This window comes from Pseudotabrizicola sp. 4114 (assembly GCF_031457365.1).
GTDB lineage: Bacteria > Pseudomonadota > Alphaproteobacteria > Rhodobacterales > Rhodobacteraceae > Pseudotabrizicola.
Window position 1 is genome coordinate 482,880 of the sequence record NZ_JAVDWP010000004.1, and the last position, 14,478, is coordinate 497,357.

General features: G+C 64.8%; 15 protein-coding genes. 14 read left to right on the forward strand and 1 reads right to left on the reverse strand.

What is annotated here, in order from left to right; all coding sequences use genetic code 11:
* Positions 1-8: 8 nt before the first annotated feature.
* The 14 genes from J2X53_RS12610 (at position 9) to J2X53_RS12675 (ending at position 13,247) form a co-directional block, all read left to right on the forward strand.
* Positions 9-704: a GntR family transcriptional regulator gene (locus J2X53_RS12610; RefSeq protein WP_349037832.1), complete on the forward strand. Its 696-nt coding sequence runs from the start codon at positions 9-11 to the stop codon at positions 702-704.
* Positions 701-1,678: an alpha/beta hydrolase gene (locus J2X53_RS12615; protein WP_349037833.1), complete on the forward strand. Its 978-nt coding sequence runs from the start codon at positions 701-703 to the stop codon at positions 1,676-1,678. Before J2X53_RS12610 ends, J2X53_RS12615 begins: the two co-directional genes overlap by 4 nt.
* Complete coding sequence (locus J2X53_RS12620; RefSeq protein ID WP_349037834.1) at positions 1,675-2,901, forward strand: sugar ABC transporter substrate-binding protein; 1,227 nt, start codon at positions 1,675-1,677, stop codon at positions 2,899-2,901. The genes J2X53_RS12615 and J2X53_RS12620 overlap by 4 nt, the downstream gene beginning before the upstream one ends.
* A gap of 96 nt (positions 2,902-2,997) precedes the next feature.
* Positions 2,998-3,897, forward strand: coding sequence for a sugar ABC transporter permease (locus tag J2X53_RS12625; RefSeq protein WP_349037835.1), 900 nt, complete (start codon positions 2,998-3,000; stop codon positions 3,895-3,897).
* Positions 3,894-4,727, forward strand: a complete 834-nt coding sequence (locus tag J2X53_RS12630) for a carbohydrate ABC transporter permease (protein WP_349037836.1) — start codon at positions 3,894-3,896, stop codon at positions 4,725-4,727. The genes J2X53_RS12625 and J2X53_RS12630 overlap by 4 nt, the downstream gene beginning before the upstream one ends.
* 7 nt (positions 4,728-4,734) lie before the next feature.
* The gene (locus tag J2X53_RS12635) at positions 4,735-5,625 is read left to right on the forward strand and encodes a sugar phosphate isomerase/epimerase family protein (RefSeq protein WP_349037837.1); all 891 of its coding nucleotides are present in this window, start codon (positions 4,735-4,737) and stop codon (positions 5,623-5,625) included.
* Positions 5,622-6,635, forward strand: a complete 1,014-nt coding sequence (locus J2X53_RS12640) for a Gfo/Idh/MocA family oxidoreductase (RefSeq protein WP_349037838.1) — start codon at positions 5,622-5,624, stop codon at positions 6,633-6,635. The genes J2X53_RS12635 and J2X53_RS12640 overlap by 4 nt, the downstream gene beginning before the upstream one ends.
* Positions 6,636-6,855: 220 nt before the next feature.
* Positions 6,856-7,455, forward strand: a complete 600-nt coding sequence (locus J2X53_RS12645; RefSeq protein WP_349037839.1) for a LysR family transcriptional regulator — start codon at positions 6,856-6,858, stop codon at positions 7,453-7,455.
* Positions 7,456-7,547: 92 nt separating this feature from the next.
* Positions 7,548-8,345: a molybdate ABC transporter substrate-binding protein gene (modA, locus tag J2X53_RS12650; RefSeq protein ID WP_349037840.1), complete on the forward strand. Its 798-nt coding sequence runs from the start codon at positions 7,548-7,550 to the stop codon at positions 8,343-8,345.
* A 3-nt stretch (positions 8,346-8,348) separates the two neighbouring features.
* Positions 8,349-9,017 (forward strand): molybdate ABC transporter permease subunit, encoded by a 669-nt coding sequence (modB, locus tag J2X53_RS12655; protein WP_349037841.1) that lies wholly within the window; start codon positions 8,349-8,351, stop codon positions 9,015-9,017.
* Entirely contained in the window at positions 9,014-10,114 is a 1,101-nt protein-coding gene (gene modC / locus J2X53_RS12660) for a molybdenum ABC transporter ATP-binding protein (RefSeq protein WP_349037842.1), read from the forward strand. Before modB ends, modC begins: the two co-directional genes overlap by 4 nt.
* 381 nt (positions 10,115-10,495) lie before the next feature.
* Entirely contained in the window at positions 10,496-10,723 is a 228-nt protein-coding gene (locus J2X53_RS12665) for a helix-turn-helix domain-containing protein (protein ID WP_349037843.1), read from the forward strand.
* On the forward strand, positions 10,723-12,438 hold the full coding sequence (locus tag J2X53_RS12670; protein WP_349037844.1) for a cation:proton antiporter: 1,716 nt from the start codon (positions 10,723-10,725) through the stop codon (positions 12,436-12,438). Before J2X53_RS12665 ends, J2X53_RS12670 begins: the two co-directional genes overlap by 1 nt.
* Positions 12,439-12,476: 38 nt before the next feature.
* On the forward strand, positions 12,477-13,247 hold the full coding sequence (locus tag J2X53_RS12675) for a glucose 1-dehydrogenase (protein WP_349037845.1): 771 nt from the start codon (positions 12,477-12,479) through the stop codon (positions 13,245-13,247).
* 79 nt (positions 13,248-13,326) lie between these two features.
* On the opposite strand, the gene J2X53_RS12680 is transcribed toward J2X53_RS12675, so the two are convergent.
* Complete coding sequence (locus J2X53_RS12680; RefSeq protein ID WP_349037846.1) at positions 13,327-14,160, reverse strand: DUF3883 domain-containing protein; 834 nt, start codon at positions 14,158-14,160, stop codon at positions 13,327-13,329.
* Positions 14,161-14,478: the final 318 nt, after the last annotated feature.

Genomic DNA, 14,478 nt, shown 5'->3' on the forward strand with positions numbered 1-14,478 from the left:
GAGTCGAGATGGCTGCCGAGACTTTTTCCCAAAGCCTGCCCCAGCCCAACGTGCGTGCCTTTGCCTCGCGCCGCAGCCATGTGATCTATCGCAGCCTGCAACGCGAAATCGTGCTGGGCATGCTGGCGCCGCGCTCGGCGCTCTTGGAGCTGGAGCTGGCGAACCGGTTCGAGGTCAGTCAGGGCACGATCCGTGAGGCGCTGTTGTTGCTGCAGGAAGAAGGGTTGGTGCACCGGATGGCGCATCGCGGCACGGTGATTGCCGATTGCCGGGCCGAGGATGCCGAAGAGCTGATCCGCCTGCGCCATGACATCGAATGCCGGGGCGTGCGCCGGGCGATGGCGCGGCGGGGGTTGGCTTTGGTCGACGATCTGCGCCACCATCTGGCCGCGATGCAAGAGGCGGCGACGGCGGGGGATGAATATCTTTTGTCGGTGCATGACCGGGCGTTTCATGCCGGGCTGTTTGAGCAGGCCGATCTGCCGCCGGTGCAGCCGGTGCTGGCGCGCTGCCTGATCCACGCGCATCGGTTCAAGATCCTGCACCCCGATCAGCAGCGCGACCTTTTGGAAACCGCGAACCGCCATCAGGTGATCATCGACGCGGTGGCGGCGGGCGATGCCGGGGCGGCGGTTGAAGCACTGTCGCATCACATCACCACGATTGTCGATTTCGGGCCGAGTGTGCTGGGGGGAGGCGCATGAGCCGGGGCCAGCCTTCGCCACCGATGGCCGCGATTCTGGAGCGGCTGGCGCAGGAGGATGCGGGCTTGCCCGATCCGACGCTGCTGCCCGCGGCTGAGGGGCGGGCACAGGCGGCGCGGGGGAATGCGCGCTGGAACCGGGAGCTGCCGGACATGGCGCGGGTGGATGAGGTGATTGTGCAGGGACCAGCTGGCCCCCTGCCCTGCCGGATTCTGGTGCCGCAAGGACTGGTGCGCGGCACGATCCTGTATCTGCATGGCGGCGGCTGGGCGTTTTGCGACCGCGACACCCATGAACGCGCGGTGCGGATTCTGGCCCACAAGGCGGGCGCGGTGGTGGTCAGTGCCGATTACCGGCTGGCCCCCGAGCACCCCTTTCCCGCCGGGCTGGAGGATGCCCGTATGATCTGGGCGGCATTGCGGGCCGGCAAGGCGCCGTTTGACGGCTTGGGCGGGCCTTGGGCGATTTCGGGCGACAGTGCGGGGGCGAACATCGCGCTGGCGGTGCTGCTGGACGCGGAAGCTCCGCCCGCCGATTGCGCACTGCTGTTCTACGGGGTTTACGGCGCGGAGTTCACCACCGCGTCCTACACCGAATTTGCCGAAGGTCCGGGCCTGAGCCGGGCCAAGATGCAGCGCTATTTCGATTGGTATGCGCCGCAGGACCAGCGCGACGATCCGCGCGTGGCCCCGCTGCGGGCGAGCGATGCCGCGCTGCGCGCGCTGCCGCCGCTGTATCTGAACGCCGCCGAGATCGACCCGCTGCGGTCGGATACCGAGCGGCTGTATGCGCGGCTGATGGCGCTTGGCCGGGCCGACAGGTTTCGCCTGCATGGCGGAGTTGTTCATGGTTTCATGCAGATGAGCCTTGAACTGGAGGAGGCGCGGCGGGCGCTGTCAGACGCGGGGGAGGCGTTTCGCAGCCTGACCAGCCAGCCGCCGCGAAAGACTGCAACAAGGGAGAGAGACACATGATCACCACCCGACTGACCCGCAAGGTCACGGCGGCCCTGATGGCAAGCACCCTGCTTGCCGGAGCGGCCAGCGCGCAGACCGTGAATTTCTGGTATCACTTTGACAACGCCGACAACCCGATGTCGGATCTGGTCGCCCAATTCGAGGCGGAAAATCCCGGCATCAAGGTCAATGCCGAGAACATTCCGTGGAACAGCTATTACGACCAGCTTTATACCTCGCTGGCCGCCGGCACCGCGCCCGATGCGGCGCTGGTCAAGCTGAACGCCCTGCCCCGTCTGCTGGAGATGGAGGCGCTGGAACCCTTGGATGCGCGGCTGGACGCCTGGGAGGGCACGGCCGAGATTCAGGACAACCTGCTGAACCTGACCGCCGCCGCCGATGGCGGGCACTACTATCTGCCGGTGCAATATGTGGTGCTGTACCTGTATTACCGCGCCGACATGTTTGCCGAGCTGGGCCTGACCCCGCCGGAAACCTGCGAGCAGTTCCGCGATGCCGCCATTGCGCTGACCCGCGACACCAATGGCGACGGCCAGACCGATGTCTATGGCTTTGGCTTTCGCGGCGGCAAGGGCGGGCATGACCATTGGGCCAGTCTGGTGCTGTCGCGTGAAGGCGTGGGCTTTGGCCCGGGCGAGCTGACCAGCGCTGCCGGGGTCGAAGGGTCGCAGTTCGTGGTCGATCTGTTCCGCACCGACAAGGTGTTCCCGCCATCGGCCCCGAATGACGGCTTTCAGGAGATCATCGGCGCGTTCAAGAATGGCACCACGGCGATGACCATCCACCACATCGGATCGTCCGCCGATATGGTCGCCACGCTGGGCGACAAGGTGTCGGCTGTGCCGGTGCCGGAATGTGGCGGCGGGCGCTGGACCTCGTTCGGGGACGAAAGCACCGCGATCTTCTCTTCGGCGCAAGACAAGGATGCGGCGTGGAAATGGATCAGCTTCCTGTCCAGCCCGGAAAACAACGCGGCCTTTAACGTGGCCACCGGGCAATTGCCGGTGACCAAGACCGACAGCGCCGCGTGGGACCTGCACGAGGCGCGGTTTGTCGAGGCGACGGTCAATTCGCTGCCCTTTGCCACCCTGCTGCCGAATGTCAGCGAAACTGCAGATTTCGCCAATACCGTCTGGCCGGTGGCCATGCAGCGTGCGTTGATCGGTGAGATCAGCGCCGAGGCGATGAACGCCGAGATCGACTCGCTCTACAACAAGTGAGCAGATCACTTTGAAAAAGTGACTTGATCACCTGAGCGAGCCTTGGGCAGGCCGCACCTCCCCGGCCTGCCCCCCCTTTAGCTGCAAGGCAAACCCATGTCCGCACTTTCCGCCCCGCCGGTGCCGCTGTCGCGCCGAGTGCTGCCCTATGCGATGCTGTCGCCCGCCGTTCTGGTGACGCTTGCCATCGTGTTCCTGCCGATGATTCAGGCCGTCTGGATGAGCCTGCACGATTATGTGCTGTTCCGTCCCAAGTCGTTTGATTTCGTCTGGTTCAAGAATTTCCAGACCGCGCTTGCCGATCCGGTGTTCTGGATATCCCTGCGCCATACCGTGCTGTGGATCGTGATCACCGTGCCCGCGCAGATGCTGCTGGGGCTGGCGACGGCGCTGTTGCTCAATCAGGAGTTTCCGTGGCGGGGTCTGGCGCGGGCGCTGGTGATCATCCCATGGGCCCTGCCCTCGGTCGTGATCGCGCTGATGTGGGTGTGGATTTATGACAGCAATTACGGGATTCTGAACGACCTGCTCTTGCGGATGAACCTGATCACCGCGTCGATCCCGTGGCTGGCGAACCCGGATACTGCACTTTATGCAATCATCCTGACGCTGACATGGCAGGGGTTTCCGTTCTTTGCCGTGATGATCCTGGCCGGGTTGCAGGGCATTCCGAAAAGCTATTACGAGGCGGCGGCGATCGACGGCGCATCCAGCTTTCGCCAGTTCTGGCACATCACCCTGCCGGGTCTGGCCGGGGTTTTGATGACCGCCACGCTGCTGCGGATCATCTGGGTGGCAAACTCCATTGACGTGATCTTTGTCATGACCGGCGGCGGGCCGGGGTATTCGACCTATACCCTGCCGCTTTACGCCTTCATCAATGCACGCACCGGTCTTGATTACGGCTACGGCTCTGCCCTTGCGGTCAGCTTTACGCTGGTGCTGCTGGGCTTTGTCATCCTGTACCTGCGCCGCGCGGGGAGGAACATCGGATGATGGTGCGCAATCGCTCTGTTGTCAGGCGGATCCTGACCATTGATCTGCCGGTGATCCTGATCCTGTGTTTCACGCTGTCGCCCTATCTGTGGATGGCGCTGACCTCGGTCACCGAAAAATCGCGGCTGTTCACCGAAGGCCCGTCGATTGCCGGGGCCACGCTGGAAAACTATGTCCGGCTGTTCAGCACGGTGGGCTTTGGCCGCAACCTGTTTGACAGTTTTGTGGTGGCGGGCGGCACGATGATTGTCGGCCTTGGGTTGGCGGTGCCTGCGGCCTATGCATTCTCGCGCTTTCGCTTTCGCGGGCGGCGGCTGTTGATGCTGCAGTTCCTGTTGATCAACATGTTCCCCTTGGTGCTGCTGATCCTGCCGCTGTTCATCCTGATGCGGTCGCTTGGTCTGGTGGACACCTACCTTGCGCTGATCATTGCCAATTCCACCGTGGCGATCCCGTTCTCGGTCTGGATGATGACCAGCTATATCGACAACATCCCGCGATCCTTGGATGAGGCGGCGATGACCGATGGCTGCACCCGGTTTGGCGCGCTGTTTAGGGTGGTGCTGCCGCTGTGCACCCCCGGTATCATCGCCACCGGCGTCTATATCTTCATCACCGCCTGGAACGAATACCTGTACGCGCTGACCCTTGGCGGGCGCAGCGTCAAGCCGATCACCGTCGCGATCCAGACGCTGATCGGGGAATACCAGATCGAATGGGGCCTGCTGACCGCAGGCGGCATTGTCGGTGCGATGCCGGCGACGCTGCTGTTCCTGTTCGTGCAGAAACGTCTGATCGCCGGGATGACCCAAGGCGCGGTCAAAGGATAAGGAGACTATGGTGAAAAATCAGGTGGGCATCATTTCGATGCAATTTGTGCGCCCGTTTACCGGCGCGCATCTGGGGTTGTTCGCGCAGATCCGCGCGCTGGGGTTTGACTTTATCGAGCTGTTGGTGCCGGAACCTGAGGATGGGCTGGATCTGGCAGTGGCGCGGCGCGCGCTTGATGATGCGGGGCTGTCGGTGGTGCTGGCGGCGCGGGTGAATACCCAGCGTTCTATCGCGTCTGTCGACGCTGGCGCGCGGCAGGGCGGCCTCGATTACCTTGCCCGCTGTATCGAGGTGGCCGATGGGTTGGGCGCCACGATCATCGGCGGGCCGCTCTATGGCGAGCCGATGGTGTTTGCCGGCAGGCCACCCCTGCCCCGCACCAACGATGAGATGAAGGCGCGCGCCGACCGGATGATTGACGGGCTGTCACGGCTGGCCCCGCAGGCGCGTGCGGCGGGCAAGGTGTTTGCGGTAGAGCCGCTGAACCGGTTTGAAACCGACATGCTCAACACCACGCGGCAGGGGGTTGCGCTGGTCGATGCGGTCAATGATGCGGGTCTTGGCCTGATGCTCGACACCTTCCACATGAACATGGAGGATCAGTCGATCCCCGATGCGATCCGTCTGGCGGGCCATCGCACCGTGCATTTTCAGGCCAATGAAAATCACCGCGGCTTTCCCGGCACCGGCAATATGGACTGGCCCGGAATCATGCGCGCGCTGTCGCAGGTGGGCTATACCGGCCCGGTGTCGCTGGAGCCGTTCCGCCGCGATGACCAGCGGCTGGCCCTGCCCATTGCGCAGTGGCGCGCGCCTGCCGAGGATGAGACGGCGAAACTGAAGGCAGGCCACGCGCTGATCCGTGCGGCGCTGGATTTTGCGGAGTATGCGCAATGACGGCTAAACTCCTGAATATCGGCTGGATCGGCTGTGGTCGCCATGCCCGCTGGATGCTGTTGCCGCAGATGGCAAAGGCCGGGTTCCGTCTGGCCGCCTTGTGTGACCGCGACGCCGGGGCGCTGGCCGAGACGGCGGCGCAATATGGCGTGAGCCAGACCTATTCTGACTGGCAGCAGATGCTGGATCAGCCGGGGCTGGATGCCATCTTCATGGCGGTGGGGCCGCAGGTGCATCATGCGGCCACACTGGCGGCTTTGGCACGGGGCATTCCGGTGTTCATGGAAAAACCCCCCGCCGCCAATCACGCACAGGCGCTGGAGTTGCAGCGCGCGTCAGAGGCGGCGGGAAAGCCGGTCTATGTCGGCTTCATGAAGCGCTATTCCACCGGCAACCGGATCGCGGCCAACATTCTGCGCGGCGGCGAGTTTGGCCCGGTGCTGGGGATCACCGGCAGCTATATGACCGCGCCGACCTACTTCGCCGGGGAGGAGGATTACTCCGGCTTTTACCTGCACCATTGCGTGCATTACATGGATCTGATGCCCTGGCTTGCGGGCAGCCCGCTGGCCGATATCACCGTGCGGCGGATCAGCCCGGCCAAGGGGCGGGTGCTGTTCCACATGGGCTTTGCCTGTGAAAACGGGGCAATCGGCAATGTGGTGATGGGCACGCTGCAATCGCGCGGCACGCCGATGGAGCAGATCACGGTGATGGGCGATCACAACCGGGTCGAGGTGTCGAATGTGATCAACGTAGCCTGGCACCGCGACCCGCCGTTCAAGGCGGACGACCCAGGCGCCACGCTGGACGGGGCCTGCGATACCCTGTGCTGGACCCCGAATTTCACCGCCGCCGCGAATGAGGATCACAAGGGCTATGCCGCCCTTCTGGCCGATGTGGCGGCGGGCTTGTCGGGCGCTGCGTCAGCGGCACCGACGATTACCGACGGCGTGACCGCGATGGCCAGTTTGGACCGGATGATTGTGCTGCTGGAGGCACAGGCCTGACGGCAGGGGGCTGGCACGACAGAGCGCGGCCCAAGGCTGCCTTTGTCGGCACCAGGCTGAACGCACGATTCGCGCGGCGTCCTGCCCGGTGCTGATGGTGACCGGCCCGCCCATCGGCCCCTGGCGCCAAACGCTTCAGACAACGAACCCCTCTGAGATCGCAGAGAAGGCCCTGAAGCAATTCATTGGACTTGGTCTTGGCGCTGGGGCGCGATCATCTGTGCTGACCGTCTTCAACGCGCCCGCCCTGCGCCTTGCGATGTCAGACAGCATGGGCAAGGCAGGGCAGGAAGATTACCTGAACGACCTGCGCACTGACGCGCGACAGTCTCTGGCGGCGTTGATCGCGCGGCTCGGGATTGAACAGGCAGAAAAGGTTCCGCCTTGGCATATCGTTCCCCGGGGGCTTGAAGGCTGGCCGGTTTCCCGCAATTCTGGCGGGATGATATCGCACATTGATCCGCCCTCTGACCTGCGGTTGCGCATCCGGATTCAGTTCGGCGACCAGATGATGGGGCCGGGCAAGGCTGAGTTGCTGGAACGGATTGCGCGCACCGGCTCGATCGCGGCGGCGGGGCGTGAGATGGGGATGAGCTACAAGCGGGCCTGGATGCTGATCGAGACGCTGAACACGATGTTCCGCGCGCCGGTGGTGGACAGCACGCGCGGCGGGCCGGGGGGCGGTGGGGCTGTGCTGACCGAGACCGGCCAGCAGGTGCTGACGCTGTATCGCCGCGTCGAGGCGCAGGCGGCGGCGGCGGCGGCGGGGAATCTGGCCGGGATGCAGGCGCTGCTACGGGATATTCCCGACGGAAAATAACGGTTGACGGCGCAGGCCGCGCGGGGCGATGTTTCCGGCGCGCCATATCAGGCTGCCATATCAGCTGACCCTCTCAGACGGAGCCACCCGCCATGCCGACCCGCCGTGCCTTTGCCCTGTGCGCCGCCGCGCTGGCGCTGGGGGCGGGGCCATTTGGGACCCCGCAGCCGGCCATTGCGCAATCCGGCCCGCCGGTGATCGCGGCGGCCGCTGACCTGTCGTTTGCCATTGAGGAGATCGCGGCCCGGTTCAAGGCCGAAACCGGGACCGGGGTGCGGCTGTCGCTGGGCTCGACCGGCAATTTTGCCCGCCAGATCCGCGAAGGCGCGCCGTTTCAGATGTTCATGGCGGCGGATGAGCAGTTCGTCACCGATCTGCACCGCGACGGCTTTACCCGCGACGCGGGCACGCTTTATGGCATCGGGCGGATCGTGGTCATGGTGCCGGAGGGCTCGACACTGGTGGCCGATGGCACGCTGGACTCCTTGCGCGTGGCGCTGGAGGCGGGTCAGATCACCCGCTTTGCCATCGCCAACCCCGAACACGCCCCCTACGGCCAACGCGCCGAAGAGGCGCTGCGCCATGCGGGGCTGTGGGACCGGGTTCAGCCCCATCTGGTGCTGGGCGAAAACGTGAGCCAGGCGGCGCAGTTCGCGCTGTCGGGCAATGCCGAAGGCGGGATCATCGCGGCGTCGCTGGCCTTGGCGCCCGGTGTGGCGGCACGGGGCAGCCATGACCTGATCCCCGAAGACTGGCACGCCCCGTTGCGCCAGCGCATGGTGCTGCTCAACAGCGCGGGGCCAGAGGCAGAGGCGTTTTACGCCTATCTCCAGACCCCTCCGGCGCGGGCGATCATGGCGCGCTACGGCTTCACCCTGCCGCAGGAGTAAGGCGTGGACTGGACAGCCCTGTTCCTCTCGCTCGAACTTGCCGCCTGGACGGTGGCGATCCTGTTGCCGGTGTCGGTGCTGGCGGGGCGGTTTCTGGCGGTCCGGTCGTTTCGCGGCAAGGGGCTGGCCGAGGCGCTGGTGATGCTGCCGCTGGTGCTGCCGCCCACGGTGTTCGGCTTTTACATGTTGCTGGCCTTTGGCCGCAACGCGCCGCTGGGCGCGTTCTGGCAGGACATGTTCGGCCATCAGCTGGTGTTCAGCTTTGAGGGGCTGGTGCTGGCCTCGGTCCTGTTCAACCTGCCCTTTGCGATCCAGCCCGCGCAGCGCGGGTTCGAGGCGATCCCGGTCGCGCTGCGCGAGGCGGCAAGCTGCTGCGGAATGTCCCCGTGGCGCGCGTTGTGGCGGGTGGAGCTACCGCTGGCCTGGCCGGGGGTGATGACCGCCATGGTGCTGACCTTTGCCCATACGCTGGGCGAGTTCGGCATCGTGCTGATGGTTGGCGGCTCGATCCCCGGCGAGACCAGGACGATTGCGATTGCGATCTATGACCGGGTGCAGGCGTTTGACGACCATAGCGCGGGGATCATGGCAGCGAGTCTGGTGGCAATCAGTCTGGCCACCATCACCCTGACCTATGCCCTGTCGGCGCGGGTCGGGCGGCGGCTGTCATGACGCTGTCAGTCTCGATCCGCGCCGATACGCCGATTCCGCTGGATGTGGCCTTTGACGTGGCCCCGGGAGAGCTTTTGGCGCTGGTCGGCCCCTCCGGCTCGGGCAAGACCACAATCCTGCGCAGCATTGCGGGGCTGTGGACGCCCACAACCGCGCGCGTCAGCGCCGGGGGCGCGGTCTGGCTGGACACGCAGGCACGCGTGAACCTGCCGCCGCATCGCCGCAAGGTCGGCATCGTGTTTCAAAGCTACGCGCTGTTTCCGCATATGACGGCGGCGCAAAACGTCATGGCGGCGATGCCCGCCGCCGACCGGGTTGAGGTCGAGCGCCTGCTGGCTCTGGTCAATCTGCACGGTCTGTCCGATCGCAAACCGGCGCAGCTGTCGGGCGGCGAGCAGCAGCGGGTGGCCGTGGCCCGGGCGCTGGCGCGCAAGCCCGATGTGCTGCTGCTGGACGAGCCATTCTCAGCCGTCGACCGCGCCACCCGTGAAAAGCTGCATGCCGGTATCATCGCCCTGCGCGCGCATCTGAACATGCCGGTGGTGCTGGTCACCCATGACATGAACGAGGCGCAGCTGCTGGCCGACCGGATGCTGGTGATCGACAAGGGCCGCGGCCTGCGCGGCGGCACCACGGCGCAGGTGATGGCCGACCCCGACGCGCTGCGCGCCATGGGCATCCGCGAGGTGGCCGCCCTGCTGCCCGCCGTCATCTCCGGCCCGGAAGAGGATGGGTTGACCCGGCTCGACACCGCGACCGGCCCGCTGTTCCTGCCCGGGGTGCAGGGTGCGCCCGGAACCCGGCTGCGGGTGCGGATCATGGCGCATGAGGTGATCCTGTCCCGCGCGCGGCCTGTGGGCCTGTCGGCACAGAACATCCTGCCCGCCACCATCACCGCATTGGTGCCGGGTGAGGGGCCGGGCCTCATGGTGCATCTGGCAATCGGCGAAACCGAGATTCTGGCCCGCATCACCCGCCGCGCAGCGGCAGAGATGGCGCTGGCCCCCGGCGACACGGTCCATGCCGTGCTCAAGGCGATGTCGGTCGCGCGGGATCATATTCTTGCGGCACCGTCAGGCGACAGGGCAGACCGCTGACCAGACCCGCCTTGACGCCGCGCGATTTCCGTCCGGCAGTTCAGCGCACGGCCCGCCCCGGCCCCCGGTGCTGGCAGGATCTGCCGGCGATGCGGCCCAATGACCAGAAGGTGGGGGGTAGCCTTGGCCACCGCCTTGACGATCCCGGCAAATGGACCGTCCTCCATGATCTGTGTGCTGCAGGAGACCCCCGAGGATCTGTGTGCTGCAGGAGACACCCGATAAATCGGTCGCAAACATGATCTTTTCCATGGTCTGCCCCCCTGCCCTTGGCATGAAGGCAAGTAAAACACTCAAGTTCGTGTCTCGGATTGATGCAGATCAATCAAAAGCGACAATCCTTCGCTATTCTTCACAAAACCCAACGAGAAGCAAAAGGCCATGCCGCTGGATCAGTATCAAACCGTCAAGGACGTCGCTGACCGTCTGAAGGTGGCCGAGGCGACCGTGCGCCACTGGATCAAACTTGGCCAGTTGCGCGCCATCGATATCGGCAAGGGCTGGCGCATTGCCAATACCGATCTGAACGCATTCCTGCGGCTGCATCAGACAGCACCGAGGCCGCAGAGCGATGGACCTAACGGTTCCGAGTCAGAAGGGAAGCCTTGATGCCAATACTGACATCCTTTGCCGAAGTGGCCCTGCTTTTGGTCATGGCCGCCGGGATCGGTCTGATCGGCACGCTGGCGCGGCAGCCCCTGATCGTCAGCTTCATCGCGGTCGGGCTGATTGCGGGGCCGTCGGCGCTGGATGTCGTGCGGTCGGACGCGCAAATCGACCTCTTGTCGGAGCTTGGCATCGCGGTGCTGCTGTTTCTGGTCGGCATCAAGCTGGACGTAAAGCTGATCCGGTCGCTGGGCGTGGTGTCGGTGATGACCGGGCTTGGGCAGGTCATCTTTACCGCATTCTTCGGCTATCTGATCGGTCTGGCGCTGGGGCTTGGTCACATCACCAGCCTTTACGTCGCAGTCGCGCTGACGTTTTCCTCGACCATCATCATCGTCAAACTCCTGTCCGACAAACGCGAGATCGATGCGCTGCATGGCCAGATCGCGCTTGGGTTTCTGATCGTCCAGGACCTTGTCGTGGTGCTGGCGATGATCGTGCTGTCGGCCATCGGCATCGGCGCCGCAGAGGGCGGGCATGGCGGCGGGTCGGTGGCGATGGTGCTGGCCTCCGGACTGGCGCTCGTGGCGGTAGTGGTCTTGTTCGTGCGCTACGCCGCCGATCCCTTGACGGAACGGCTGGCCCGCGCACCCGAACTTCTGGTGATCTTCGCCATTGCACTCGCCGCAATGTTCGCCGCTGTCGGCGATTTGGTTGGTCTTGGAAAGGAGGTGGGAGGCCTGATGGCGGGCGTGGCGCTGGCCTCTACCCCCTACCGCGAGACCATCGCCGCCCGGCTGACGCCCTTGCGGGACTTCCTGCTCTTGTTCTTCTTCATCGCGCTTGGGGCCACGCTGGACCTGTCGCTTCTGGGCACGCATGTCACCGGGGCGATCCTGTTCTCGCTGTTTGTGCTGATCGGCAACCCGTTGATCGTGCTGGCGATCATGGGGGCTATGGGCTACCGCAAGCGCACCGGTTTCCTCGCCGGGCTGACGGTGGCTCAGATCAGCGAGTTCTCGTTGATCTTCGTTGCCATGGGCGTATCGATCGGGCATGTGACCGAAGACGCGCTTGGCCTGGTCACCATGGTCGGCCTCGTGACCATCGCGGCCTCGACCTACATGATCACCTATTCGCATCAGCTTTATGCGCTGTTCGAACCGTTGCTTGGCGTGTTCGAACGCAAGAACACAGCACGCGAGCCGTCCGAGGCCGGGACACATGCGGCCAGCAGATACGGGATCATCATATTCGGTCTGGGCCGCTTTGGCACCGCCATCGGGCTACGGTTGCACAAACGCGGCATCCGGGTGCTGGGTGTGGATTTCAACCCGCAAGCGGTGCGGCGCTGGCGCGATCTTGGGCTTGAGGCCGATTTCGGCGATGCGAGCGACCCCGAATTCGTCGCTGAACTGCCGTTTCGGGGGGCGGAATGGATGGTCTCGACCGTGCCGATCCACCCCACCGGCCTCAGCCACGAAGACACCCGCCGGACGTTGATCCAGTTGGCACGCTCGGCAGGGTTCTCGGGCCGGATCGCGGCAGCCTCGCACAGCACCAATGACAGCACGGCCCTGCTTGGCGCGGGCGTCGATCTGGTGCTGGAGCCGTTTCAGGACGCGGCCGACCGCGCTGTGGAACTGCTGTCCGGTGCCGTGACCGAGGCACGAACCGACTTCCCCGAAATCGCGGCCGAGGGCCGGGCAACGGGGTAACGCGAAGACTTCAACCCGACACCGAAAGGACGACTGCCATGAACCGACTTGCAGGCAAGACCGCCATCGTGACCGGGGGTGCCGTCGGCATCGGCCGGGCCTGTGTGATCCGCATGGCCGAGGAAGGTGCCAAGGTTGCTATCCTTGACATGCTTGAAGCCGAGGGCAAGGCGCTGGCCGCCGACCTGACGGCAAAGGGCCATGAGGTCGGCTTCTGGCAGGTCGATGTTGTGGACGAGGCCGGCATGAAAGCCGCGATCGACGCCGCAGCCGCCCGCTTTGGCAGCCTTGATGTGCTGGTGAACAACGCCGGCATTTCCGGCAGCCCCAAGCCCACCGATCAGGTGACCGAGGCGGAATGGGACCGGGTGCAGGCGGTGAACGTGAAGGGTGTGTTCTTCGGCACAAAACACGCGATCCCTTATCTGCGCGCGGCCGGAAAGGGTTCGATCATCAACCTGTCCTCCATCGCGGGGGTGATCGGCATTGGTGGTATTGCACCCTATCATGCCTCAAAGGGTGCGGTGCGTCTGATGACCGAGAATGACGCCATCACCTATGCGGCCGAGAAGATCCGGGTGAACTCGATCCACCCCGCCTATATCTGGACCCCGATGGTGGAAAACCACCTGCGCGCCACCGCCCCTGATCTGGAGCCGGCAAAGGCGGCGGCGGATGCCGCGCATCCCATCGGCACGATGGGCGAACCGGACGACATCGCCTGGGCCGTGGTCTGGCTCGCCTCGGATGAGGCGAAGTTCGTGACCGGCACCGAGATCGTCATCGACGGCGGCTATACGGCGCGATGAATGACCTGACCGATCCGCACGCCACCCCCGTCGCCGATTGCCTTGCCGATCTTGCCTCAACGCCTGATGGCCTGAACGCTCAGTGAAAGCTGGCCTGAAAGCTGGTTGCGGTCAGCGACACATGCGCGTTTAGCGGCGGGCGCAGTTCAAAAGCCTTCGGCTCGCGCGAGAAATTCCACAGCCGCATCAGGCACCAGTCGGCGCGCCGTTCCTCGGCCACGGCCAGTTCGTTGCGGGAAATGTGAAAGGGCGTTCGCTCCCAGCCGTTCGTCGTCTTCACCTCGATCAGACGGGGCCGACCGTCCAGCGCAAAGCTCTCGATGTCATAGCCCGCGCCGTCGCCATCTTCCTCCGACACCCAGCGCACCTTGCGGGCCAGATCGCCGCGTCCGGCATCGGCCAGAGCAGCCTTTTCATGGGCCAGCGCGCGTTCCTCCCCAGCCCGGCCAAGGGCGCGGTTGCGGGCATCCCGCTCGGCCACATCGAACTTTCGGGCGATGTGCAGCATCTGGTCCAGCTCGGCAGGTGGGGGCTGGTTCGAAAGCGTTGGTGGCGGGCCGATCCACAGCCGGGCCATGTCGGCCATGCCCGTCGCCTTGCGCGCGCCTGGCGTCCGGCCCAACCACGCCGGATTGAGCACGAGCCAGCGTGCCACCGCATCGACCAGGGCCATCTGCAAGTTGACGGCAGGCTTGTAGCCGGGGATCCATGTTTCACCGAGGCCCTGCAGTGCCGCACTGATGTTCTGGTGCTTGAACTCGATGGAACTGCGGTTGCGATCGATGCGGGCCTGAAGATCGCGATTGTGCGCGGCCTTTTTGTAGAGCTGGCCCGCGACATCCGCAGCCAGCATCGCGAAGTAATCCGCAACGATCAGGTCGTTCTCTGCATCTGTCCATGGCCCGTTCGACATCGCGCCAGGCTAGCCGCGGGAAAAGCGTTTGTCATCAGCGGCATCGGCCGAAACACCATGGAAACTGTCCTCGCCCATCCGCCCGTTTACGCGGGCATCCCGCCCGACATGCCTACCGTGCGTGGGGGCGACGACCCCATTGGCGTCGTTCGGAACGCGTCGCAGAGTTTTGGCGGTGCTGAACGTCAGCCCATTGTAAATTCAGGGGAAAAACCAACCAACTGTAAGCGGTGCGTGAACCCCGTTGGGCTTTTAGATTGACGGTTTTTGGAAGGCCCAAGGCATGAGATCGTCAATGCGCGATGCGGGGTGGCCGTT

Excerpts from the sequence above, each read along its gene's own strand:
- J2X53_RS12625 (WP_349037835.1), top strand. The coding sequence starts at position 2,998 with ATGTCCGCACTTTCCGCCCCGCCGGTGCCGCTGTCGCGCCGAGTGCTG.
- J2X53_RS12675 (WP_349037845.1), top strand. The coding sequence starts at position 12,477 with ATGAACCGACTTGCAGGCAAGACCGCCATCGTGACCGGGGGTGCCGTC.
- J2X53_RS12670 (WP_349037844.1), top strand. The coding sequence starts at position 10,723 with ATGCCAATACTGACATCCTTTGCCGAAGTGGCCCTGCTTTTGGTCATG.
- J2X53_RS12630 (WP_349037836.1), top strand. The coding sequence starts at position 3,894 with ATGATGGTGCGCAATCGCTCTGTTGTCAGGCGGATCCTGACCATTGAT.
- J2X53_RS12620 (WP_349037834.1), top strand. The coding sequence starts at position 1,675 with ATGATCACCACCCGACTGACCCGCAAGGTCACGGCGGCCCTGATGGCA.
- modC (WP_349037842.1), top strand. The coding sequence starts at position 9,014 with ATGACGCTGTCAGTCTCGATCCGCGCCGATACGCCGATTCCGCTGGAT.
- J2X53_RS12680 (WP_349037846.1), bottom strand. The coding sequence starts at position 14,160 with ATGTCGAACGGGCCATGGACAGATGCAGAGAACGACCTGATCGTTGCG.
- J2X53_RS12635 (WP_349037837.1), top strand. The coding sequence starts at position 4,735 with ATGGTGAAAAATCAGGTGGGCATCATTTCGATGCAATTTGTGCGCCCG.
- J2X53_RS12615 (WP_349037833.1), top strand. The coding sequence starts at position 701 with ATGAGCCGGGGCCAGCCTTCGCCACCGATGGCCGCGATTCTGGAGCGG.
- J2X53_RS12610 (WP_349037832.1), top strand. The coding sequence starts at position 9 with ATGGCTGCCGAGACTTTTTCCCAAAGCCTGCCCCAGCCCAACGTGCGT.
- J2X53_RS12640 (WP_349037838.1), top strand. The coding sequence starts at position 5,622 with ATGACGGCTAAACTCCTGAATATCGGCTGGATCGGCTGTGGTCGCCAT.
- modA (WP_349037840.1), top strand. The coding sequence starts at position 7,548 with ATGCCGACCCGCCGTGCCTTTGCCCTGTGCGCCGCCGCGCTGGCGCTG.
- J2X53_RS12665 (WP_349037843.1), top strand. The coding sequence starts at position 10,496 with ATGCCGCTGGATCAGTATCAAACCGTCAAGGACGTCGCTGACCGTCTG.